The sequence below is a fragment of the Paenibacillus sp. LS-5 genome (assembly GCF_056121505.1).
Map to the genome: position 1 here is coordinate 69,175 of NZ_JBWAVA010000012.1, position 20,544 is coordinate 89,718.

Here is a 20,544-nt window from a genome sequence, read left to right on the forward strand (position 1 = left end):
TCAGTGTAGCCGCCGGAATTGTTCTGGCGTTGTTCCGGACTGTTTGCGGAAGGTGGCTACGAAGTGGCTGACATCGCGGAAGCCGACCCGTTTCGAGATGGCTTTTACGGTAAGATCCGGCTGGCTGACTAGCAGCTCCTTGCTCTTGCGGATACGCAAGCGGACGAAATAGGCATAAGGGGAGAGGCCAAAAGTGTGCAGGAAGAGGCTGTTGAGGTACCGTCCCGATACCTCGAGCTGCATGGCAAGATCGTGGAGACCAATATCGGGATCGCCATAATGGCTGTCCATCCATTTCAGCAAAGGCTGCACTTTGTCCACATTGCGGGAAATGGCGGTATTATTGTGCAAATATCCGTATTTGTTCAACGTAAGAAGGAAACGATAGGCATCGGTAGAAGCGCCAAGGCTGAACAAATCCTCTGCGGCATCATGGCGGTCGAGCATTTCCTTCAGCATTAGGGGCAGTGGAGCCCCGCTCTCCCAGCGGTAAAAGGAGTTGGCGTTCATCCCTAGTGAATCCAGGATATGCCGGGCGGAGCTTCCTCCGAAGGTTAGATAATAAGTGCACCAAGGTTCAGCGGAGAGTGCTTCATAGCGGTGTGGAGTTCCCGGCTGCAGCAGTACGCCGCTGCCTTCGGGTAGCGTAAGCTTTTTATTCTCGAAATGAATCAATCCTTCGCCTTGCGAAGTCTGAAGCCAGTGATAGACATGATAACCCTCCGGCCGTGATACCTTTTCCTGGTCCGGATTATAACCCATACTGTCCAGCGTAATCGGAAGATGATATCCGCCTTCCTGTCCGAATACAATTCTTTGCGGTGCTGCCACGAACATAATGATCGACTCCTGTAAGTTCCATATTATTATATGACACAGCGGTAATATTATATTTAAAGGGGATCGGCAAACGGTTACAATATGAATATACTTATACTATAAAGGATGTGCGATGCTTGATCAACGATAAATTACCGAAAATTTGGTATGGCGGAGATTACAATCCGGAGCAGTGGGACGCGCCTGTATGGGCAGAGGACGAACGGATGTTCAAACTGGCGGGGATTGATGTCGCTACGATTAATGTATTTTCCTGGGCGCTAATTCAGCCGTCTGAGGATATCTACGATTTTTCCGGACTTGATGAATTAATGGACCGCTTATATAACAATGGAACCTATGTCTGCCTGGCTACGAGCACCGGGGCGCATCCAGCCTGGATGGCTCACCGTTATCCCGAAGTAACCCGGGTGGATGTTCAGGGCAGAAAACGCAAATTCGGAGGACGCCACAACTCCAACCCGAACAGTCCGGTTTACCGCAAATTTGCTGCCAAGCTTGCAGGCAAGCTGGCAGAACGCTATAAAGACCATCCGGGACTGGTAGCCTGGCATATTTCCAATGAATATGGCGGTTACGATTATTCCGAGCAATCCGAGGCAGCTTTCAGAGTCTGGCTGAAGAACCGTTACGGCTCGCTGGATGCTCTGAATAAAGCCTGGAATACCCGTTTCTGGGGACATACCTTCTATGACTGGGAAGAAATCGTTGTGCCGAACGAGCTGAGTGAGGAATGGAATGGCAACCGGACCAACTTCCAGGGGATATCGCTCGATTACCGCAGATTTATGTCCTTCAGTCTGCTGGAATGCTACAAGCTGGAGTATGATGCGATCAAGGCGCACAGCAAGAACGTTCCGGTCACCACGAACCTAATGGGCTTCTTTCCGGAGCTCGATTATTTTGAATGGGCCAAGCATATGGATGTCATCTCCTGGGATAACTACCCGTCTCTGGATACACCGGTCAGCCATACGGCCATGACGCATGATCTGATGCGCGGTCTGAAGCAGGGCCAGCCGTTCATGCTGATGGAGCAGACGCCAAGCCAGCAGAACTGGCAGCCGTACAACTCGCTGAAGCGTCCGGGCGTGATGCGTCTGTGGAGCTATCAGGCGGTAGCGCGCGGTGCGGATACTGTGCTGTTCTTCCAGCTCCGCCGTTCCATCGGTGCCTGCGAGAAGTATCATGGTGCAGTCATTGAGCATGTGGGACATGAGCATACCCGGGTATTCCGTGAATGTGCGGAGCTCGGCAAAGAGCTTGAGCTTCTGGGTGATCAGCTTCTGGATGCGCGCAGCGCAGCACAGATTGGTATTATTTACGACTGGGAAAACCGCTGGGCGCTGGATCTGTCGAGCGGACCTTCCGTAGCACTGGATTATGTAAATGAAGTGCATAAATATTACGATGCCTTGTACCAGCAGAATATCGAAGCCGATATGATCGGTGTGGAAGAAAACCTGCTGAAATATAAAATTGTCATTGCTCCGGTGCTGTACATGATTAAGCCTGGGTTTGCCGAAAAGGTTGAAGCCTTCGTGAAGGCAGGCGGCACATTCGTTACGACTTATTTCAGCGGAATCGTAAATGAGAATGATCTGGTTACCGTAGGCGGCTATCCTGGAGAACTGCGCAACGTACTCGGCATCTGGTCTGAGGAAATCGATGCATTGCTGCCGGGGATGAGCAATGAAATCGTGATGAGTAAAGAGTGGGGAGCGCTGAACCGCACCTATCCATGCGCGTTACTGTGCGATCTGATTCACGCTGAAGGCGCAGAAGTTCTGGCAGAGTATGGCACTGACTTTTATAAAGGTATGCCGGCTCTGACGGTGAACAGCTTTGGCGAAGGTAAGGCCTATTATGTGGCAACCAGTCCGGATGCGGCTTTCCTGCAAGGGTTCTTGTCGAACCTGTGTGCAGACAAAGAGATTCAGCCGCTGGTCAGTGCACCGGAAGGCATTGAGTCCGTACAACGCGTTAAGGACGGTGTATCCTATCTGTTCCTGCTGAACCATACAGAAGGTGAACTCAGCGCCGATATCGGTTCTGTGCAGCGTACCGATCTGCTGACAGGTAAGAGCTTCAGCGGTACGGCTGTTGTTCCGGGGCGTGGCGTACTGATTTTGTCAGACAAGTAATCTAGTAATCTAAAAGGACGGTTTTCCAGGCTTCATAGCCTGGAGAATCGTCCTTTTGTATGCTGTGAAACCCGCCGTTATGGTCTCGACCTATAGAGAGGCCAAAATGGTATAATGCAGGATAGAGCGATAAGAAGATTAACGGTTCAGAAGAGAGGCAGCACATGACAACCTTACTGGTAACAGGCTACCGTGCGCATGAGCTCGGGATTTTTGACAGCAAACATCAAGGGATTCCCTATATCAAAAAAGCGCTAAAAAACAGATTGATCCCTCTGATCGAGGATGGAGTGGACTGGATCATCACCCCCGGACAATACGGGGTGGATCTCTGGGCATGCGAGGTAGTGCTGGAGCTGAAGCAGCAGTATCCCGGACTGAAGCTGGGCATTATTACTGCACATGCCGCCCCGGAAGAGAAGTGGAAGGAAGAGAAGCAGAATGAATACCGGCGGATTGTTGCCGGGGCTGATTATTACGGTGCGGTCAGCAATGCTCCGTACGACGGAAGCTGGCAGTTCCGGGCCCGAGATGACCTGCTGCTGCGCAAAAGCGACGGGATTCTGCTGTTCTACGATGAAGATGCAGCGGAAGGAAGTCCGAAATTCTTGAAAGACCGGGTACAGAAGCTGCATGAAGAGGGACACTATAACCTCTATCTAATGCATGCCGAGGAAATCCAGAATATTGCGGATGAGGAAAGTCAACGCGGATATGAATGAGGAGGACAGACCTATGAGTTCTGTTCGGGAATCGCTGAAGAATAGAAAAAGCAGCTTATCCCGCAAATAAAGATACCATCCTTCACAAGGATGGTATCTTTTCTGTTTATATGAAGCTTTGCAGGGAAGGCGCTTTGCGGACCTTGTAATTCTGCTCGTAGGCATACGCCAGGCGGATCAGCACCGGCTCCTGGTAAGCCTGCGCCGAGAAGGTTACCCCAAAGGGGGCACCGGCAGAAGTGTAGCCGGAAGGCACGACGATGGAAGGATAACCTGCTCTGGAGGTGATCCTTGCCCCGAAATCCGCGGGGAACAGCAGTGCATCAAGCTGATGCTCCTTCATGGTAGCGTCAATGCCAAGCTCCTTGCAGAGCCTGAGATCCGTTGCCCGGTCGCGGAGGTATTGCGGTTCCGTTAATGTACCGGAAGAGGTATATTCGGCGTCGAGCAGTGTGGCCTGACCATATTTCAGAGTCTCCATCGGATGGGCATGATTGAAGTCAATAATATCCTTGAGTGTGCGTATCCGGGCTCCCGGTCCAAGGGCAGCCAGATATGCGTTCAGCGAGGTTTTGAATTCATTCAGCACCACGGAGGAATAACGGATCTCGCGTGCGGTTCGGATCTCTGCCGGATCAATGATGGTTGCGCCAAGCTCGCGCATCCGTTCCACCGAAGCGTTGAACAGCGCAAGCTGTTCGTCCGTCAGTTCTTCAAAATAATAATCCCGCGGGATGCCGATCCGCGCGCCTTGCAGCCCGTTCGGGTCAAGGAAAACTGTGTAATCCTCATGCAGACGGCCTGTGCTTGTGCCCATGGCGGCGTCGCTGTCATCCTTGCCCAGCATCGCGTTAAGCAGCAGTACCGCATCGCGGACCGTGCGTGCCATAGGTCCCGCAGTATCCTGTGTATTCGAGAGCGGCAGAATACCCGAACGGCTGATCATCCCCACGGTCGGCTTGATGCCGATGATTGAGCCGAGATTACCGGGGTTCAGAATCGAGCCAGAGGTTTCAGTTCCCACGGATACTGTGCAGAAATTGCAGGCCACAGCTACCGCAGAGCCGGCGCTGGAACCGCCTGTAGGTGTAGATATATTGTAGGGATTCAGCACTTGTCCTCCGCGTGAGCTGTATCCGGACGGCATGCCATTTGTCATGAAGTTGGCGAATTCAGTCATATTGGCTTTACCCATAATGACCGCTCCGGCTTCGCGCAGTTTGGTGACCAAATAAGCATCTTTCCCGGCAAAAGAATCCGCCAACGCCAGCGAACCGGCACTGGTGTGCATTTTATCCCCTGTATTAATATTGTCCTTCAGCAAGACCGGAATTCCGTGCATGGGTCCGCGCGGTCCTTGCAGGGAACGTTCCACATCCAGGGATTCAGCAATGAACAGGGCATCGGGATTGATCTCCAGCACGGAGTTGACTGTCAGTCCGCTTTTGTCATGCTCGGCGATACGTTCAAGATACATGAGAACCAGCTGTTTCGATGTGATATCACCGATATCAAGCAGGGACTGGATCTCCGGAATGGTTGCCTCCACGATTTCAAACTGCATACGGGTTCACGCTTCTTTCCGTTTAGGAGTGGACTTCTTCTCCATCTAACCACAGTTTTCGGTGTCTTGATAGTTATCTTTTCACCGGTTCCGACTAGAGTTACATCTATAGAGGTCAAAAAACCTGCACGCAAGCATTGTCATGCTTCATGCAGGTCTAAGTAACGCAGGGTATCCAAGGTGGTCAGCCAGCTATTATCAGGCTTTCGTGAAGCCTTCTTCCGCGAGGTATTCCTCGGCTTCTTCAAGTGTCTCGAAGGCCATCTCCAGCTGCAGCCCGGCATAGAGATACCATAAATCTTCCTCAAACTTCAGACTGAGAGTATTCCCCTCCGCGTTGTTCCACAGGGATTCGCTTTCTGCAGCAGCCTTCTTCTTGCGTTTGGCGGGAGCAGGGGCTTCCGGGATATACATAGACAAGGAGGTGATGGAAGCATCCAGAAGACTCCGCAGCTCAGCCTCAGAATAGTCGCGGATGTTAACCAGACCCTTGTCATCTGTCTCATAGCCCCGCAGCAGCCCTGCGTAGACAAACCCGTTTCCGTTAGGATGCAGATGAGAGGCAACGGTCTTTTTGTCATGTCTGCTCTGCTCGAAGTGATAGTTCACACGCCCGAGGGATACGTTGCGGCGTTCAAGCTGGTCATAGGAATCAAGGATCGCCAATTTTTGTTCAAAAGTAAGCATAAACAGCCTCCGGTTCACGGTTTCATTAAATCAGGTGTACATGTGATTATATCACGGAGAGGAGCCGCGGCACTACATATTAAGCCGTGCGTATAGAGCTGCTCTGCAGCTGGGCCAGCGGCAGGGTGAGCATAAAGGTGCAGCCCTGTTCCGGCCCTTCGCCGAGCTTCAGACTGCCGCCCATGGCTTCGGCGAGCAGCCGGCTGAAGGTTAATCCAAGCCCCAGCCCTCTCAGCGTGCTTTGCTTATCACTGCTGCGGAAGAAAGCCTCGAAGACTCGCTCGCTGCATTCTTCAGGGATGCCCGGCCCATTATCGCTTACGCTAATCCTGGCATGTCCCTGGTGACTCTCCTCCAGGCGGAGGGTCAACTGGAGGGGGTGTCCCGGCAGCTTGGCTTGTACGCTGTTGTTGAGCAGATTGACGAGAATCTGCTGGATGCGCAGCGGATCGCCCCGAAGGAACAGAGACCGTACCGGCAATTGCAGTATCGGCTCACATACCTCTTCGCTCTGAGTCAGCTTCCACTGGTAGACAACCTCCTCCAGCAGCGGAACAGCATCCAGCCGGTCATGACGGATGGCGACGATGCCAGCAGCCAGGGCGTTGTAATCCAGCAGATCTGCGACCATACGCTGTAGACGCCCCGCCTCCAGCAGAGCGATATCGAGGAATTCATTAGCTTCCCCGCCTTCCACAATACCCTCACGCACGGCATGCACCAGCCCCTTAATGGAGGTAACAGGAGTCTTCAGTTCATGGGATACCCCGGCCAGCATCACTGCCCGGGACTGCTCAAACTGCTGGAGCTTGCCTGCCATCTCCTGGAAGGAGACCAGCAGCTCGTGGATTTCCCTCTCCTTGGCCTCCGTCTTCAAGATGATGTTGTATTCACCGCCGCTGATCTGCGAAGCGGCGGCGGCCACCCGCTGAATCGGCTTGGCCAGCTTAATGGACAAGAGATAGATGGTCAGCCAGCTTAAGATGATCAGGAAGACGATCAGAATCGAGAAGAAGGTAATCTCCTCCCGTGGGATGAACCGCAGAGATCGTACGGACTGCAGCACCACTACCTGTCCGAGTGTCTCGCCGTTTCCTTGAATCCAGGCGCTGGCCGACTTGAACTCCGGGCTGCGCGCGGCATTCAAGTTGTCGTTAAGCTCGTAGCGCATCTCTTTGTCAGTCATAGCCGGCTGTGAGTACAGCAGCTCACCATTCTGTCCGGTGATAATGACGCACATTTCCTGCGTCAATTTGAAGAACCGTTTGCGGTCTTCAATCAGCTGATCCAGGGTTGGGGAAATAATCAGGCTTCCTTCCGCATTCACGCTACGGTCGGCAATCTCCTGCGCGAGCAGACCGGTGGTCTGCATCCGGTTGTTCATCGCTTCCTGCTGAATCCACCAAAAGGTCACCAGCGCGGTGAGCAGGAGACCGGTGCCGATAATCAGCAGATACCGGACCGTCCAGTAGGAGAGGATGGAGGTATGTGTCTTGCGCTGTTTCTTCAACTTCAGGTGGTCCATAGTTGATACCCCGTTCCTCTAAGCGTACGGATTTCGCCTTCTTCAGCAGGCCAGTGGGACAGGGCCTGGCGCAGCCTTTTGATCGACAGATCCACTGCCCGGTCGCTTCCCTCATAATCCATCTCCCATACCTGCTCCAGCAGCTGATCCCGGGTACAGATCTGATTCGGGCGCTCTGCAAGGAAGAGCAGCACCGACATATCACGCGGGCTCAAGGAAACCTCGGCTCCGTTCAGGAATACAGAGTGTGCGCCAAAATCAATAAACAGGCTGCCATAATGGCGTTTGCGGCTGCCGTCTGACCAATGGGAGGGGCGCCGCAGCACCGCATTTACACGGGCCACTACCTCATCGGGGATGAACGGCTTGGACATGTAATCGTCGGCCCCTCCGTCCAGTCCGGCCAGCCGGTCGTGAATAGAGTCTCTGGCGGTCAGCATAATTACGGGACAGCTGCTCCGCTCACGGATCAGACCCAGCAGCTCGAAGCCATCCATATTCGGCAGATTGATATCGAGCAGAACCAGGGAGGGCGGGGCCATCCCGAAGGTCTCCAGCGCGGTGCGTCCGTCTGCGGCGCGTGTGACCTGAAAGCCTGCTTTTTTGAGATAAGCGCCAAGTACGCGGGCAATGGCTTCCTCATCTTCAACAATCAGAATGGATTTCATCATCTATTGGCAGTCTCCTGACAGCTTTAGGATTAGTTAAAATTACGACAATTTTATCATAATACGGATGGGGATGCTTTGACTTATTCCCGACATATGGCTTTGTTACAATGGGAACCAGGTCATATCGGATCACATAGGAAAATAGGGATGGAGGAATCAGGATGAAGAAAAAAACAATCGCTATAGCCGCAGCAGGAGTCGTTATCGTAGGGGCCATCACCGCATTTATCTTTTTGAATAACAGCTTGGGCAATAAGGTTGAAATTGAGTCCGTCATTCCGGCACAGGAGCAGGAAACGGCAAACGGCACGAATACCGCGAATGCGGCTGCCGCTACAGAAGGGGCAGGAGCAACTGTTACAGCGGAGCAGCTTAACGGCGCCTGGAACATCGCCGGCACTTCGAAAGTGTACTGGTCGGTAACGACCTCCAAGGAAACTGTCAATTTCGTGGACCCGTCGGTTACGGGAACCTGGAATGTGAACCTGGACGATGCAGGGGCGATGACCGGCGAGGGCACCGTGGAGATGAGCGCGCTTGATTCCGGCAACGGCCAGAGAGACGAGCATGTGAAGGGAGCGGACTTCCTTTCGGTAACAGAATTCCCGCAGTCCACCTTTGCTGTGAAGTCTTTCTCGGAGCTGCCCGCGGAATGGACGGAAGGCACGGCGGTACCCGTTCAGCTGCAGGGCACGATGACAGTCAAAGGCATCTCAAAGGACGTCACCTTTGACAGTCAGGCCGTATATAGCGGCGGACAGCTAATGCTGTCAGGCACTACTACCGTAACCTTTGAAGATTTCGGCATGATCAATCCTCACTCGATTGTATTAGACACCGAGAATAATCTGGAGGTCCGGCTGGAGCTTGTACTGTCGAAATAACAGGAACACTTCAATAAAATCATGACAAGACTCTTCCCGGCAGCTGCACCTTTTGCGGTTACCGGGAGGAGTTTTTTTTGTTTTACGCTGGATATCCATCCTGCGCAGCGGTATATTTTTACTTATAGCCTGAAGGAGGGAAGCTTCATGATTGAAGTAGCGGCAGCGATTATACATAATGCAGATGGACAGATCCTGATCGCCCGCCGGCGGGAGGGCAAATCGCAGGCTGGATTATGGGAGTTCCCGGGCGGCAAGCTGGAGGCAGGCGAAGAGGTGCCGGAATGCCTGCGCAGAGAGCTGATGGAGGAGATGAGCATCGACATTCTTCCTTATGCAGCTTTTGGAGTGAATGAACATGATTATGACGGATTCCAGATCAGGCTGATCGCTTGGGAGGCCGAATATCTGGCAGGCCCAATCCGACTGAGCGACCATGATGATGCCCGCTGGGTGAGTGTGAATGAGCTGGAAGGGTTTGCTTTTGCCCCTGCGGATGTTCCTTTTGTACACAGACTGCTGGATTCATTATAGTAAGCTGGATAACAGACGATAGAATATACATAGGAAGGGGCTGTTTGTTCTGCCTGAGTATCATAAGCTTGTGCGTGACGGCATACCGGAGCTGATTGCTGCCGGGGGGCATGCCTGCGTGACAAGAGTACTGGAGCAAGAAGAGTACATTACTCAGCTGCGTGCGAAATTGCGTGAGGAAGCCGAAGAGTATCTCCGTGAGGACAACGACAGGCTGGCACTTGAAGAGCTTGCGGATGTGCTGGAGGTCATTCGGGCACTGGCAGAGATACACGGGGCGAGCCCCGAGATGCTGGAGCAGATTCGTGCAGATAAGGCGGGGCGCCGCGGCGGATTTCAGGAGCGTATTTTACTGTTACGGGTAGAAGAAGGCAGCTAGCTGTGTACCGTGTGTTTCTCGTTCAAGCAATAGGAGGTTGACCATTGATGTTCAAAAGCAGACTGACACTGTTCTTATGCAGTGCTGCCGCAATTGTACCGATCGTGCTGTATTTCTATCTCTACCCGCGGATGCCGGATTTTGTGCCGATTCATTATAACGGGACCACGGCTGACCGGTTTGTGGATAAATGGAGTGTGGATGTGACTCTGCTGTGCATGCTCAGCTGGATCGGCTTTGGATTTATGCAGCTGCTTCAATATGTGTTACGAAAAATATTTCTGAAGAGCTATATCCATAATGTGGCGTTCATTCACCGGATCTGGAATGCGGCCACCCTGCTTGTGACGGCCGGGTTCGCTGCAATCAGCGTGTGTGCCTTGCTTGCTATGATATAGCAGACTGGCCTGCGCTGACTGTACTCATAGATTATAGTTTGATAGAATCAAGGGGAAATAAGCCCAATATCAAGGAGGATTCATGAATGACATTCGATAACGCTTACAAGGTGAAGTGGGGAATTCTCAGCACCGGCTGGATTGCGCACCAGTTCGCAACCGATCTGGCCCATGCATCGAACGGGGTTGCCTACGCTGTAGGCTCACGCAATCAGGAGAATGCCGATGAATTCGCCGCAAACCACGGGATTCCTGTAGCCCATGCCTCCTACGAGGATCTGGTCAATGATCCGGAGGTGGATGCGGTCTATATCGGGACGCCGCATCCTTTTCATAAAGACAATGCGCTGCTTGCTCTGCGTGCCGGCAAGGCGGTGCTCTGCGAGAAGCCGTTCACGGTGAACAGCGGTGAGCTTGAAGAGATCGTGTCCTATGCCCGCGAACATAAGCTGTTCCTGATGGAAGCGATGTGGAGCCGCTATATTCCCGCCAACGTCAAAGTCAGGGACTGGGTTGCCGCAGGGCGGATCGGAGATGCTAGGATGGTGAAAGCGGATCTGGGCTTCCGTGCCGACTGGAACCCTGAGGGCCGTCTATTGAACCCGGCACTGGGCGGCGGGGCGCTGCTGGACGTCGGCATTTATCCGATTTCCTTTGCATCCATGATCTTTGGACCCCATCCCGAGAAAGTAACCAGTACGGTATCCATGGGGGAAACGGGGGTAGATGAACATTTCTCGCTGCTGTTGTCCTATGGCGATGGCAAATCGGCTTCTTTGAACGGCGGGATACGCCTGAATATGCTGCAGGAGGCTTATGTGTACGGCACAGAAGGCCATATTGTAGTTAAAGGTTCTTTTGTAAACCCGAAATCGGCCGAGCTGTATGTTGGCGGCGAGCTAGTGGAGACCTTTGAAGATGACCGTGCTTCGATCGGATATGCTTTTGAAGCTGAGGAAGTGGGACGTTGCCTGCAGGCGGGACTTACGGAGAGCCCGGTACTGACGCTGGATGAATCGTTAGCGATTCTCAGGCTTCTGGATCAGGTGCGTGCGGAGTGGGGGCTAGTCTACCCCGGTGAATAAACGCCGGAGGTAGGCGTTAGCATAGTAATTACCTGCTCAGTAGGGTAGATGCTAAGCAATCGGCTATTTACAACGCTCAGGAGAGAAATGCAGGAGGTGTAACATGGCACTGGATATTGACCGTTATCAAGGCTGTCTGCAGGGACTGGCGACGGGTGATGCGCTGGGGACCAGCGCCGAGTTCAAGGCCCCGGGGACCTTTGCGCCGCTGGAGGATATTGTGGGCGGCGGGGTGTTCGGACTGCAGCCGGGACAGTGGACGGACGATACCTCGATGGCACTGTGCCTGGCGGACAGCCTGCTTGCGTCCAGGGGATTTGATCCCGCCGACCAGCTTCGGCGGTATGTCCGGTGGTTCCGTGAAGGCTACCTCAGCAGCACGGGAGAGTGCTTCGACATCGGGAACGCGACACGCTCCGCGCTGATGCATTTCGAGGCCAGCGGCGAAGCCTCCAGCGGATCGGAAGATCCGCGGGCTGCCGGGAACGGCTCGATCATGCGCCTAGCTCCTGTGGTTCTCTATTATGCAGAGGACCCGGCTGCTGCCATAGCGTACGCTGCGCTCAGCTCGCGGACGACCCATGCTGCTGCGGAATGTGTGGATGCCTGCCGCCTGATGGCAGCCTACATCCTAGCCGGACTGCAGGGCTGGAGCAAGCAGGAGATGCTGGCCCCGGATGCCTTCGGCGGCTGGCTGCGGGAGGATATGCTGTCCGGCAGCATCGTGGATATTAAGCGTGGTTCCTACAAGCGCAAGGCTCCGCCGGAGATTCAGGGTTCCGGCTATGTGGTACAATCGCTGGAAGCGGCCCTATGGGCGTTCCACCAGTCAGCCAGCTTCGCCGAAGGTGCGCGGCTGGCTGTGAATCTGGGTGATGATGCCGATACTACCGGCGCCGTCTACGGCCAGATTGCCGGAGCTTACTACGGCATCGGCGGCATTCCTGCGCATTGGTCAGACCTGCTCGCTCTGCGCGGGCTGATTCGTGATTATGCCGGGCGGCTGTATATGGAGCGGGCGGGAAGGTAGCGAATGACAGCGCTGGCTGTCTAAGGATGAGTAGAAGGTAAGGGGAAGTAAGCAGAGATTGGCACGTATGGGGCTCCGCAGCTGCGGGGCTTTTTGGCCTGTTCATTCATTGGAAAAGAGCGGTTGGGATTTACTTTTTAGCCCCTAATTTTTTTCAGGCATTCATGGTATAATTTCCCTTAATTATTTGATTTGGCAGAAGCAGGCGAATAGCTGAACATCCACACTATAAAAGTGAACACGAATGCAGCATATTTTTATATAAGAAAAGAATCCATAGGAAGGAGAGACGCCCGATGATTCGATTGTGTGAGCAGAAAGACGAGGACAACATGTACCGGATTATCAACGATGCTGCCAAGGCATATCAAGGTATTATTCCGGAGGACCGGTACCATGAGCCGTATATGAACAGAACTGAACTTGTTCATGAGATGGAGGATGGGGTCGTTTTTTGGGGATTCGAAGACGGTGGAGAACTGTGCGGTGTGATGGGAGTGCAGGATAAGGGTGAAGTCGCCTTGATCAGACATGCTTATGTCCGAACAGCCCAGCGCCAAGGCGGGATTGGAACGAAACTGCTAACGCACATTACAGAACGTACAGATAAGCCCATCCTCATCGGCACTTGGGAAGCGGCAGACTGGGCCATTTCCTTTTACATGAAGAATGGGTTCAAGCTAGTCCAGGCAGACAAGAAGCGGGATTTGCTGAGTAAATACTGGAATATCCCGGAGCGGCAGATCGAGACATCCGTGGTGCTAAGTAATGAAGACCGCTGAGGGAGCGGGAGCCTATCTTGAAGAAGTGGAAGGATAGCTTCTTAAAGTTACCTCCACTCTTCAACGTATAGCCCGGGCCCCATCGTTCCGGGGAGTGTTATGAGCAAGTTCAACATCACGATAACGAAGCTCTTGAGGCCTGTGTACGATAAGAAGGTCTTGTTCTTGCGTAGTGATACAGGTTCCCGGCAAGCAGCCCCACAAATAAGTAGATCAAACCGCCGAAGTATGCATACACCAGAGCTCCCACAACAGCGCATAGAATACCAAAAATAATTTGATCCTTATACTTGGCCGGTGAGGTAGGCGGGTCCGTAAGCATAAACAGGGCAAAGAACAGGCTGGCATTGATATATGGAATCCGCAGGGCATCCGTGGCGTCACCGAACTGGAATATTCCCATGATCAGCAGCAGGGCGAAATATGTGCCGAGAAAAGAAAAGATCAAAGGGAATTTATTCACACGGTTCGTCACCAGATAACCGCCGATCAAGGGGAAAATCAAGGTCCAGGCCGGGAGGTCGCCGAAAGCCCCCCACCAGCTCTGCCCGGTTTGAAAGAGCAGACTCGATAGCAGCAGGCCGAGACTCGCAGGATTAAAGATGGCTTTTTTCTTATTCACAAACACATATTTCGGTACAATAGCGAGCAGGGAAGTCGCAGCGACAACGATCCACGAAGCGCTAGTGCTTAAGATCAGAGCGATGATAAGTCCTGTAATGACAGCACTATAGGGCGGAGTCCGTTTCTTTTTGACCAGAGATGTACATAGCATATCGGCGGCTACGGATATAATGACAGCAATGCCCGCGTTGATGATGCCTTTGATATCCATGGACCCGGCTGAAGCCAGAAGTACATAGCCAAGCATGCACAGGGTGACATACCCTTTGGGCGTTTTGATCCATTGTTTAACCTTTTTCAATGTGTATCCCTCCAAGCGTAACTGATGTTAAATCGGAAGTGATGAAGAGTCCCTTGAGCTTCACCTGGTCAATGAGCGCCGTCCCGTGCTCCACACCAGACAAGAAGCTGGCTGTCGAGAAGGCGTCCGCCATCATGGCATAAGGGGCAATCACGCTGCAGCTAACCATTTCCTGTGGTGATTCTGTGCTGCCCGGGTCAATAATATGATGAGTCTCCGGGTGGATGGGGCTTCTGCGTTCATAGCTTCCGGAAGTGCAGATGGCCTCATTGGAAAGTTCAATCGTGTAAAGAATTTGTTCCGGATTCACAGGATGCTGAATGCCGATCCGCCACTTGCTCCCGGTTTCATTCAAGCCTCCGGCATACAGATCGCCCCCCGCATTGACGACAAAGCCATCAAAAGCCCGCAGCTCATGTGCGGCTAAATCAATGGCAAATCCTTTGGCAACCGCTCCTAAATCAATGACCAGCGGTTTCTGTAAATATAGCGTATGCTTCTCCTCATCCAGGATAATATCCCGGTAGGAGGCGGAAGAAGAGATAGAGCTGTGCATCGCTTGCCGGGTTAAATAATGCTCATTAAAACCCAAGTTCTCCAGCGCTTGTCCCACGGTGGGATCGAATAAGCCATCTGTCCATTCAGCCATCTCCAGGGCAAACTTCAGAGGTTCGTATAAAAACGGGCTAACCGGTACGGCGGTCTGAATCTGCCGTGCAGCCTGTACCAGCTCACTATCTGGGCTGAACCGGCTGCAGGCCTGCTCAACCTTGTGAAAGGCTTCGAACGCCCGTTCCAACGCTGCAGCAGCAGCTGATTCCTGTATGCTGCCGGTAATAACCTGAATTTCCACAGTGGTATCCATATACAATTTGGTCCGCTTCATGATACCCTCCGTTAAGCGTTCAACGCTTGGTCCAGCGCATTTTGGATAGCGTCTCTGAATGCCCGGGTGCTGTAGGTTGCGCCTGATACATTGTGAACCTTAGCACTTTGATTCTGTATAATCTCTTGGGGTAAGCCGGCTATATAGCCTTGGGAGTAGCGCATTCTGTAATTACTGACTTCTACGTCCGTAATTTTATCATTCTTGATGCTCACCGCTACCTGAATAGATCCCCGCCGGTTGTTTCCTGCGCCGTAGAAAGTTCCACTTTTATATTTGCTTTTGACCATGGGAGCGGGGGAAGCAGTGGCAGCTTTGGGCTTGACCTTAGTGCTGGCCGGATTGCTGGTTGGCTTGCTGACTTTAACACTGACCTGACTGCCGACCGGCTGGCTATCCAGCTTGCTGCTCTGATTCCCGGATGAGCCGCTTACCTGGCTATAGGGTACGGGCTGCTGAATAGCCGCCAGCGTGTCGGTTGAATAATATCCTGCAGTGTAGATCGCCCCAATTGCAGCGGAACACAGGATAACCCATTTGCTGTTCATCTTCGCCATATCGATTAATCCCTCCAATAGAATGCTCGTGTGAATACTCTAAGTATAAGAAGGGATTATTGAGATTTTCTTAAAATATAAGAAAGTATAAGTTTCACCCTATATTTATCCTTATATTTCTCGCTGAAACGGATACCGTCCTTTTGAGGACGGCGCAGCCGGTTCTACTTGAAAAGACACAGCCGGAGAGAACACTACAACTTTTTGGGGAAAATGAGCTGAAATTCTGTGCCGCTCCCCTCCTGTGAGGTGACACGGATTGTCCCGTTATGGGCAAGTACGATCCATTCGGCGATAGACAGGCCAAGGCCGGTTCCGCCTTCGGTGCGGGATCTGCTCTTATCTCCGCGATAGAAGCGTTCAAACACATGCGGAAGATCTTCCGGGCTGATCCCGCAGCCGCTGTCTTTCACGAGGACACGGACAGAGTGGGGAGAAGTGTGGCAGGTCAGGTTGATGAATCCGTCCGGGGGAGTGAACTTCAGCGCATTATCCAATAAAATAATAAACAATTGTCTTAGGCGGTTGTCGTCACCCTCGATTTCGGCAGGCTGGAAATGGGAATGAATCTGAATAGACTTGGTTTCGGCCAAGAGCCCGAACTGCTCGGTGATCTCTTGAAGGAGGAGATGCAGCGGAACCGGGGCAGCGTGAATTTGAAGCTGGTTGGAGTCGGTTCTTGCTAGGGTCAGCAGATCATCAATCAGCCGGCCCATGCGTTTACTTTCTTTTAGGATCAGCGCAATGTTCTGGCTCTCCTCTTCAATAGTATGCTGGGGATGACGGAACAACAGCTCGGTGCGGGTCTGGATCACAGCAGTTGGCGTGCGCAGTTCATGAGAGGCATCCGCAACAAACTGCTGCTGCTTGTTCCAAGACCGCCGGATCGGAACAAGGGCATGCCCTGCCAGGAAGAAGCCGATGAGTATCGAAAAGAGTACGCCTGCGGCGCATCCTATAGCGAGGTCCATACGGAGTGAACCGAGCATTTTGTTCTCCTCTTCCAGATTTCTGACCACAACTACATAAGCGGTATGAAAGGCTGCAGGGGAGCCAGCCGTTACTTCAGAGGGGTTAGCAAAACCCAAAGACAGGTATTCCCGGTCGTCGCCGGTCTCCACAGTCCTGGGTGAACTCCCGGCGGCAGCATCTTTGAATCGCTGGGCCTCTTCACGGGTGAAGCCTTGCTTCGGATATTGAATCATCAGCTTTCCTTGCCGGTCCCAGAAGAAATAGGAGGTTCTCCGGTCGGCATCCGGTTCGGGGTGGTCTTCTTGAAGCATCTGGTCGATGGAAGCCCTTTGCATCGTTTTGGCTGTATTCAGGATCGCTTCATCTGCTTCATGATATAACCGGTAGCGGAGATGGATATACAGGACGAAGCCTGATACAAGTAAAATGAATACAAGAACTGCTGAGTTCAGCAATACTAACTGACGGCGGGTTCTACTGAACATGGGCTTCTCCTTTCAGCAGATACCCCACTCCGCGGATGGTCTTCAGATAGAGATCGCCTCCATACGGAGCCAGCTTCTTGCGCAGATGGTGGACATAGACATCCACGGCAGAAGAAGCCGATTCTGAATCGAAGCCCCATATCCGTTCGAAGATTTGTTCCCGCGATAAAATCTGATCTTTGTTGCACAGCAAAAATTCCAACAGCTCGTATTCTTTGGGGGTGAGCTTCAAAGCTTCCTCACCGGCATAGGCATCTCTCAAAGAGGAGATCAATTGAATCTCGCCGCAGGTCATATTGCCCTCCAGATTCACGTTTCCCCGGCGCCGCAATACGGCCCTTGTTCTGGCGAGCAGCAGGCTTGCAGCAAAGGGTTTTGTCACATAATCATCTGCACCGGCATCCAGTCCCCTCACAGAGTCCTCGACGCTGTCTTTTGCCGTAAGCATAATGATGGGTGTCGCCACCTGCTTCTCCCGCAGCTGCTTGACGATTTGAAGACCGTTCATTCCCGGCAGCATGATATCAAGCACGATAAGATCATAGCTTCCGTTCTCTGCCAAGTAGTAACCTTCATCCCCATTCGAAGCCCCTGTTGCTTCAAAGGATTCATTATCATAGATTTCAATGATCGCTTCGAGCAATGGAAGTTCGTCTTCAACAATTAGTATTTTCATCCGAATCCCCTCTGATTTCATTCTGCTTTCATTCTGCTTTCATAGTATCAGTTGCAGATTAATTTTTTATTAAAGCTGTGCCAGTAACCGCTTGACCTTGCATTATAGTTCATTGATAATCACAAAAAGTGCTCCTTAGCAGAGCACCCTTGTCTTGAGGCTATGAAGATGATTGGTCTAGATAACGTAGGGGGTAGCCTCCATGGCTTCAGCCTTGGTTACGGCCTCCGCGAGGGTCATGCCCGTAAAAGCCTGTGCATGCAGGAAGCGTCCGCTTTTCTTGTCATCCACAAAAGCGCCCACTGCAATCCCGGGAATTACGCTTTCTACCGGGCTGGTGGCGTTCGGTCCGCCGAGATCCGTTCTGCACCAGCCGGGATCGGTTAAGCTAAGGATGACATCAGTTCCATCCAGCCGGGATGCCAGATCTTTGGTGAATTTGTCGAGGGCGGCTTTACTGGCTGCATAACCTGACTGCTCAGGCTCGTTTTTGATGCCACTGGTGGTGTTGATTACCCGCCCGAAACCACGCTCGATCATTTTTGGAATAAAACGGTTACAAATGGTGGCAACGGAAATGAAATTAATCCGGAAGCTTTGTTCATAATCATCAACCGGCGTGTTCCAGTAATCCGCTCTATAGGCAATTTGGACAGCTGCATTGTTAAATACAATATCCACAACCGTACGCTTATCCTCAATTTCATCCAGCATGGCAACCACTTCTTCATGTTTGCCAAGCTCGGCCTGCACACAATAGGCTTCAACCCCTAATGCCTTAACTTCTTGCTCCACTGTTGCGGTATGTGCCAGGTCTCTGCTATGAAGTATAAGATTGCAGCCTTGCTCCGCCATAAATAAAGCGGTCTGATAACCTACACCTCTGCTTGCGCCTGTAATCAATGCCCATTTTCCTTTTACATTTACCAACGAAATCATCTCTCCTTCTGCTGTATGATGACTGCTGTGGTCCATAGGGAGTATCTGCGGCTCCATTCGTCAGTTTAGCATAATCAATTGCTGGTATACAGGGATTCCCCTCAAAAACAGAAGGGGATGACCCAAGCCGATTGCTGGCTTTGGAGTCATCCCCGTGTTTCTAATTATTTGGCTGATACTGATTTGTACCAATCGTTGACTTCCTTCGTGATTTGGTCGCCGCCGTTAGCTTTCCAGTTGGTGACGAATTCATCAAAGGCATCAACCGGCAATTTGCCGTAGATGATTTTGTTGAAGGTTTCCATCTCGGACTGGCGCAGCAGATTCCACTTGGAGACCATAGTCGGCGTGGCTGCTCCTGTGAAATAGTTCTGCTTGCGGATATCCAGTTGCGACATTACGATCTTGGCGGCAGCCCAGTTCTCCGGCTTGCGGAACTCAGCCATTTGTTTCTCATAAGGGGTAACCGGCTTTTCGCCGTTTGCCAGCTTAACAAGTGTTTTCATGTACAGATCAGGAATACGGGCCGGACCAGTCAGGAACGGGAATTCATTGTTGAAGTCTTTAATCTTCTCTTTATCACTGGTAGGCTGGCCATCAATAATATCCCAATCGTAGCCCTTGGCAAAGCCATATTCATATGGGCTGCCTGCGGTCGGATTCGCCACGTTATCGAGCAAATAGTTGTAGTACAGGAAGATCGCTTCCGGGTGCTTGGCATCTTTGTTGATCATAATACTGGCGTTGACACCGGAATTTTGCCATTTGGTGCCGATTTTGCCATCCGGTCCTGCGGGAACTGGATAAGCTTTGTACTTGGAGCCCGGCACATTCTTGAGCAGATCGGGAGCGGGCCAGTCTGGAACCCATTGGGCCCCTGGCAGAATGCCTGCCGTGCCTTTGGTCCAGCTCTCAGCGGATTTTCCTTCATCCCACAGAGCGGAGTCAGCATGGATATATCCTTTATCCATCCATTCTTTCAGCTTCGCCAGGGCTTGCTTGGCACCCGGGTTCACGGAGCCATACTCCAGATTGCCGTCTGCATCCTTGTTCCATTGCTCCTCGATGGTGCCGTAAGCTCCGAACAACCAGTCCAGCGAACCCATCCAGGTATTCGTATTATTTTTCAGTGAAATAGCCAGTGGAAATACTTTATCAGGAGCCAGGCCGTCAGGGTTCTGGTTCTTGAATTTGTCCATGATATTATCTAAGTCGGCAATGGTCTTGGGAGCCTCAAGATTCAGCTTCTCCATCCAGTCCTCGCGGAGCCAGAGAAGGGTATCGTCATTGTCCGTATATTCCATGATCGGCATATTATATTTCTTGCCGTCTCTCATGAAAGGATACCAGAGCTCAGGGTGCGCAGCGGCATGGTCCTTCAGCGTCTTGTTGGCGTATTTGTCAAACAGCTCATCAATCGCAATGAACTGGCCGGAATCAATTAATTGATTAGTCAGTACCGGATTGGTAGGTACCGATACGAAATCGGGAAGCTTCTCGCCTGAGGAGATCGCAAGCTGAAGCTTTTGTCTGTATTGGTCATCATTTGCAGGATACCAGGTATCTTTATGCTTGATTCCCAGGGTCTCCAGCATCCAGCGGTCATGTACATTGTTTTCCTTCGTGTCGCCCTGCACGTACTTCTTCGGCATTAAGACAGAGCTGATCTCAATCGGCGGATCATATTTGCCTTTGGCAAAGGCTGCGTCGGCTTCAGAGGTAGTGGCACTATTGGCGCTATCAGAATTAGAAGCGGCATTGCCTTTTGATGCATTGTCATTGGATGTTCCGCTACAGGCTGTCAATGTGACGAGAGCTGTAACAGCGAGCAACGAGCCAAATTTTTGGAATGTATTCAT

General features: G+C 52.1%; 21 protein-coding genes. 9 read left to right on the forward strand and 12 right to left on the reverse strand.

The window, feature by feature from the left end; genetic code table 11:
- Complete coding sequence (locus AC0MA3_RS17590; RefSeq protein WP_474657144.1) at positions 1-837, reverse strand: AraC family transcriptional regulator; 837 nt, start codon at positions 835-837, stop codon at positions 1-3.
- Between the two features lie 119 nt (positions 838-956).
- Here AC0MA3_RS17590 and AC0MA3_RS17595 point away from each other — a divergent pair, with 119 nt between their 5' ends.
- A complete protein-coding gene (locus AC0MA3_RS17595; RefSeq protein WP_474657145.1) occupies positions 957-2,984 on the forward strand; it encodes a beta-galactosidase in 2,028 nt (675 codons plus the stop codon).
- Between the two features lie 164 nt (positions 2,985-3,148).
- Positions 3,149-3,706, forward strand: a complete 558-nt coding sequence (locus tag AC0MA3_RS17600; RefSeq protein ID WP_379163586.1) for an SLOG family protein — start codon at positions 3,149-3,151, stop codon at positions 3,704-3,706.
- Between the two features lie 106 nt (positions 3,707-3,812).
- Here AC0MA3_RS17600 and AC0MA3_RS17605 read toward each other — a convergent pair whose 3' ends face one another.
- The 4 genes from AC0MA3_RS17605 to AC0MA3_RS17620 form a co-directional block, all read right to left on the reverse strand.
- Positions 3,813-5,270 (reverse strand): amidase family protein, encoded by a 1,458-nt coding sequence (locus tag AC0MA3_RS17605; protein ID WP_474657146.1) that lies wholly within the window; start codon positions 5,268-5,270, stop codon positions 3,813-3,815.
- Between the two features lie 198 nt (positions 5,271-5,468).
- Entirely contained in the window at positions 5,469-5,957 is a 489-nt protein-coding gene (locus AC0MA3_RS17610; RefSeq protein ID WP_379163579.1) for a hypothetical protein, read from the reverse strand.
- A gap of 79 nt (positions 5,958-6,036) precedes the next feature.
- On the reverse strand, positions 6,037-7,482 hold the full coding sequence (locus AC0MA3_RS17615; protein WP_474657147.1) for a HAMP domain-containing sensor histidine kinase: 1,446 nt from the start codon (positions 7,480-7,482) through the stop codon (positions 6,037-6,039).
- The gene (locus AC0MA3_RS17620; protein ID WP_474657215.1) at positions 7,470-8,150 is read right to left on the reverse strand and encodes a response regulator transcription factor; all 681 of its coding nucleotides are present in this window, start codon (positions 8,148-8,150) and stop codon (positions 7,470-7,472) included. Before AC0MA3_RS17620 ends, AC0MA3_RS17615 begins: the two co-directional genes overlap by 13 nt.
- Positions 8,151-8,314: 164 nt before the next feature.
- On the opposite strand from AC0MA3_RS17620, the gene AC0MA3_RS17625 reads away from it, so the two are divergent.
- The 7 genes from AC0MA3_RS17625 to AC0MA3_RS17655 all read left to right on the forward strand — a co-directional run bounded on the left by AC0MA3_RS17625 (position 8,315) and on the right by AC0MA3_RS17655 (position 13,245).
- Positions 8,315-9,037, forward strand: coding sequence for a YceI family protein (locus tag AC0MA3_RS17625; RefSeq protein WP_379163573.1), 723 nt, complete (start codon positions 8,315-8,317; stop codon positions 9,035-9,037).
- A 147-nt stretch (positions 9,038-9,184) separates the two neighbouring features.
- Complete coding sequence (locus tag AC0MA3_RS17630) at positions 9,185-9,571, forward strand: (deoxy)nucleoside triphosphate pyrophosphohydrolase (protein WP_474657148.1); 387 nt, start codon at positions 9,185-9,187, stop codon at positions 9,569-9,571.
- Between the two features lie 49 nt (positions 9,572-9,620).
- Positions 9,621-9,950 (forward strand): nucleoside triphosphate pyrophosphohydrolase, encoded by a 330-nt coding sequence (locus AC0MA3_RS17635; protein WP_474657216.1) that lies wholly within the window; start codon positions 9,621-9,623, stop codon positions 9,948-9,950.
- A 47-nt stretch (positions 9,951-9,997) separates the two neighbouring features.
- Positions 9,998-10,348: a DUF1648 domain-containing protein gene (locus AC0MA3_RS17640; protein ID WP_379163566.1), complete on the forward strand. Its 351-nt coding sequence runs from the start codon at positions 9,998-10,000 to the stop codon at positions 10,346-10,348.
- 86 nt (positions 10,349-10,434) lie between these two features.
- The gene (locus AC0MA3_RS17645; RefSeq protein WP_474657149.1) at positions 10,435-11,433 is read left to right on the forward strand and encodes a Gfo/Idh/MocA family protein; all 999 of its coding nucleotides are present in this window, start codon (positions 10,435-10,437) and stop codon (positions 11,431-11,433) included.
- A gap of 103 nt (positions 11,434-11,536) precedes the next feature.
- Positions 11,537-12,463, forward strand: a complete 927-nt coding sequence (locus tag AC0MA3_RS17650) for an ADP-ribosylglycohydrolase family protein (RefSeq protein ID WP_474657150.1) — start codon at positions 11,537-11,539, stop codon at positions 12,461-12,463.
- A gap of 296 nt (positions 12,464-12,759) precedes the next feature.
- Positions 12,760-13,245 carry a GNAT family N-acetyltransferase gene (locus AC0MA3_RS17655; protein ID WP_474657151.1) on the forward strand — a complete coding sequence of 162 codons (486 nt, stop codon included), beginning with the start codon at positions 12,760-12,762 and terminating at the stop codon, positions 13,243-13,245.
- 115 nt (positions 13,246-13,360) lie between these two features.
- On the opposite strand, the gene AC0MA3_RS17660 is transcribed toward AC0MA3_RS17655, so the two are convergent.
- From AC0MA3_RS17660 to AC0MA3_RS17690, 7 genes are all read right to left on the reverse strand, one after another.
- Complete coding sequence (locus tag AC0MA3_RS17660; RefSeq protein WP_474657152.1) at positions 13,361-14,170, reverse strand: RnfABCDGE type electron transport complex subunit D; 810 nt, start codon at positions 14,168-14,170, stop codon at positions 13,361-13,363.
- Entirely contained in the window at positions 14,157-15,056 is a 900-nt protein-coding gene (locus AC0MA3_RS17665) for an FAD:protein FMN transferase (RefSeq protein WP_474657153.1), read from the reverse strand. The genes AC0MA3_RS17660 and AC0MA3_RS17665 overlap by 14 nt, the downstream gene beginning before the upstream one ends.
- 11 nt (positions 15,057-15,067) lie before the next feature.
- A complete protein-coding gene (locus tag AC0MA3_RS17670) occupies positions 15,068-15,613 on the reverse strand; it encodes an FMN-binding protein (RefSeq protein ID WP_474657154.1) in 546 nt (181 codons plus the stop codon).
- Between the two features lie 194 nt (positions 15,614-15,807).
- Positions 15,808-17,070, reverse strand: a complete 1,263-nt coding sequence (locus tag AC0MA3_RS17675) for a sensor histidine kinase (RefSeq protein ID WP_474657155.1) — start codon at positions 17,068-17,070, stop codon at positions 15,808-15,810.
- A complete protein-coding gene (locus tag AC0MA3_RS17680; protein ID WP_474657156.1) occupies positions 17,060-17,746 on the reverse strand; it encodes a response regulator transcription factor in 687 nt (228 codons plus the stop codon). The genes AC0MA3_RS17675 and AC0MA3_RS17680 overlap by 11 nt, the downstream gene beginning before the upstream one ends.
- Before the next feature lie 177 nt (positions 17,747-17,923).
- On the reverse strand, positions 17,924-18,676 hold the full coding sequence (locus AC0MA3_RS17685) for an SDR family NAD(P)-dependent oxidoreductase (protein ID WP_474657157.1): 753 nt from the start codon (positions 18,674-18,676) through the stop codon (positions 17,924-17,926).
- A gap of 173 nt (positions 18,677-18,849) precedes the next feature.
- Positions 18,850-20,544, reverse strand: coding sequence for a type 2 periplasmic-binding domain-containing protein (locus AC0MA3_RS17690; RefSeq protein WP_379154270.1), 1,695 nt, complete (start codon positions 20,542-20,544; stop codon positions 18,850-18,852).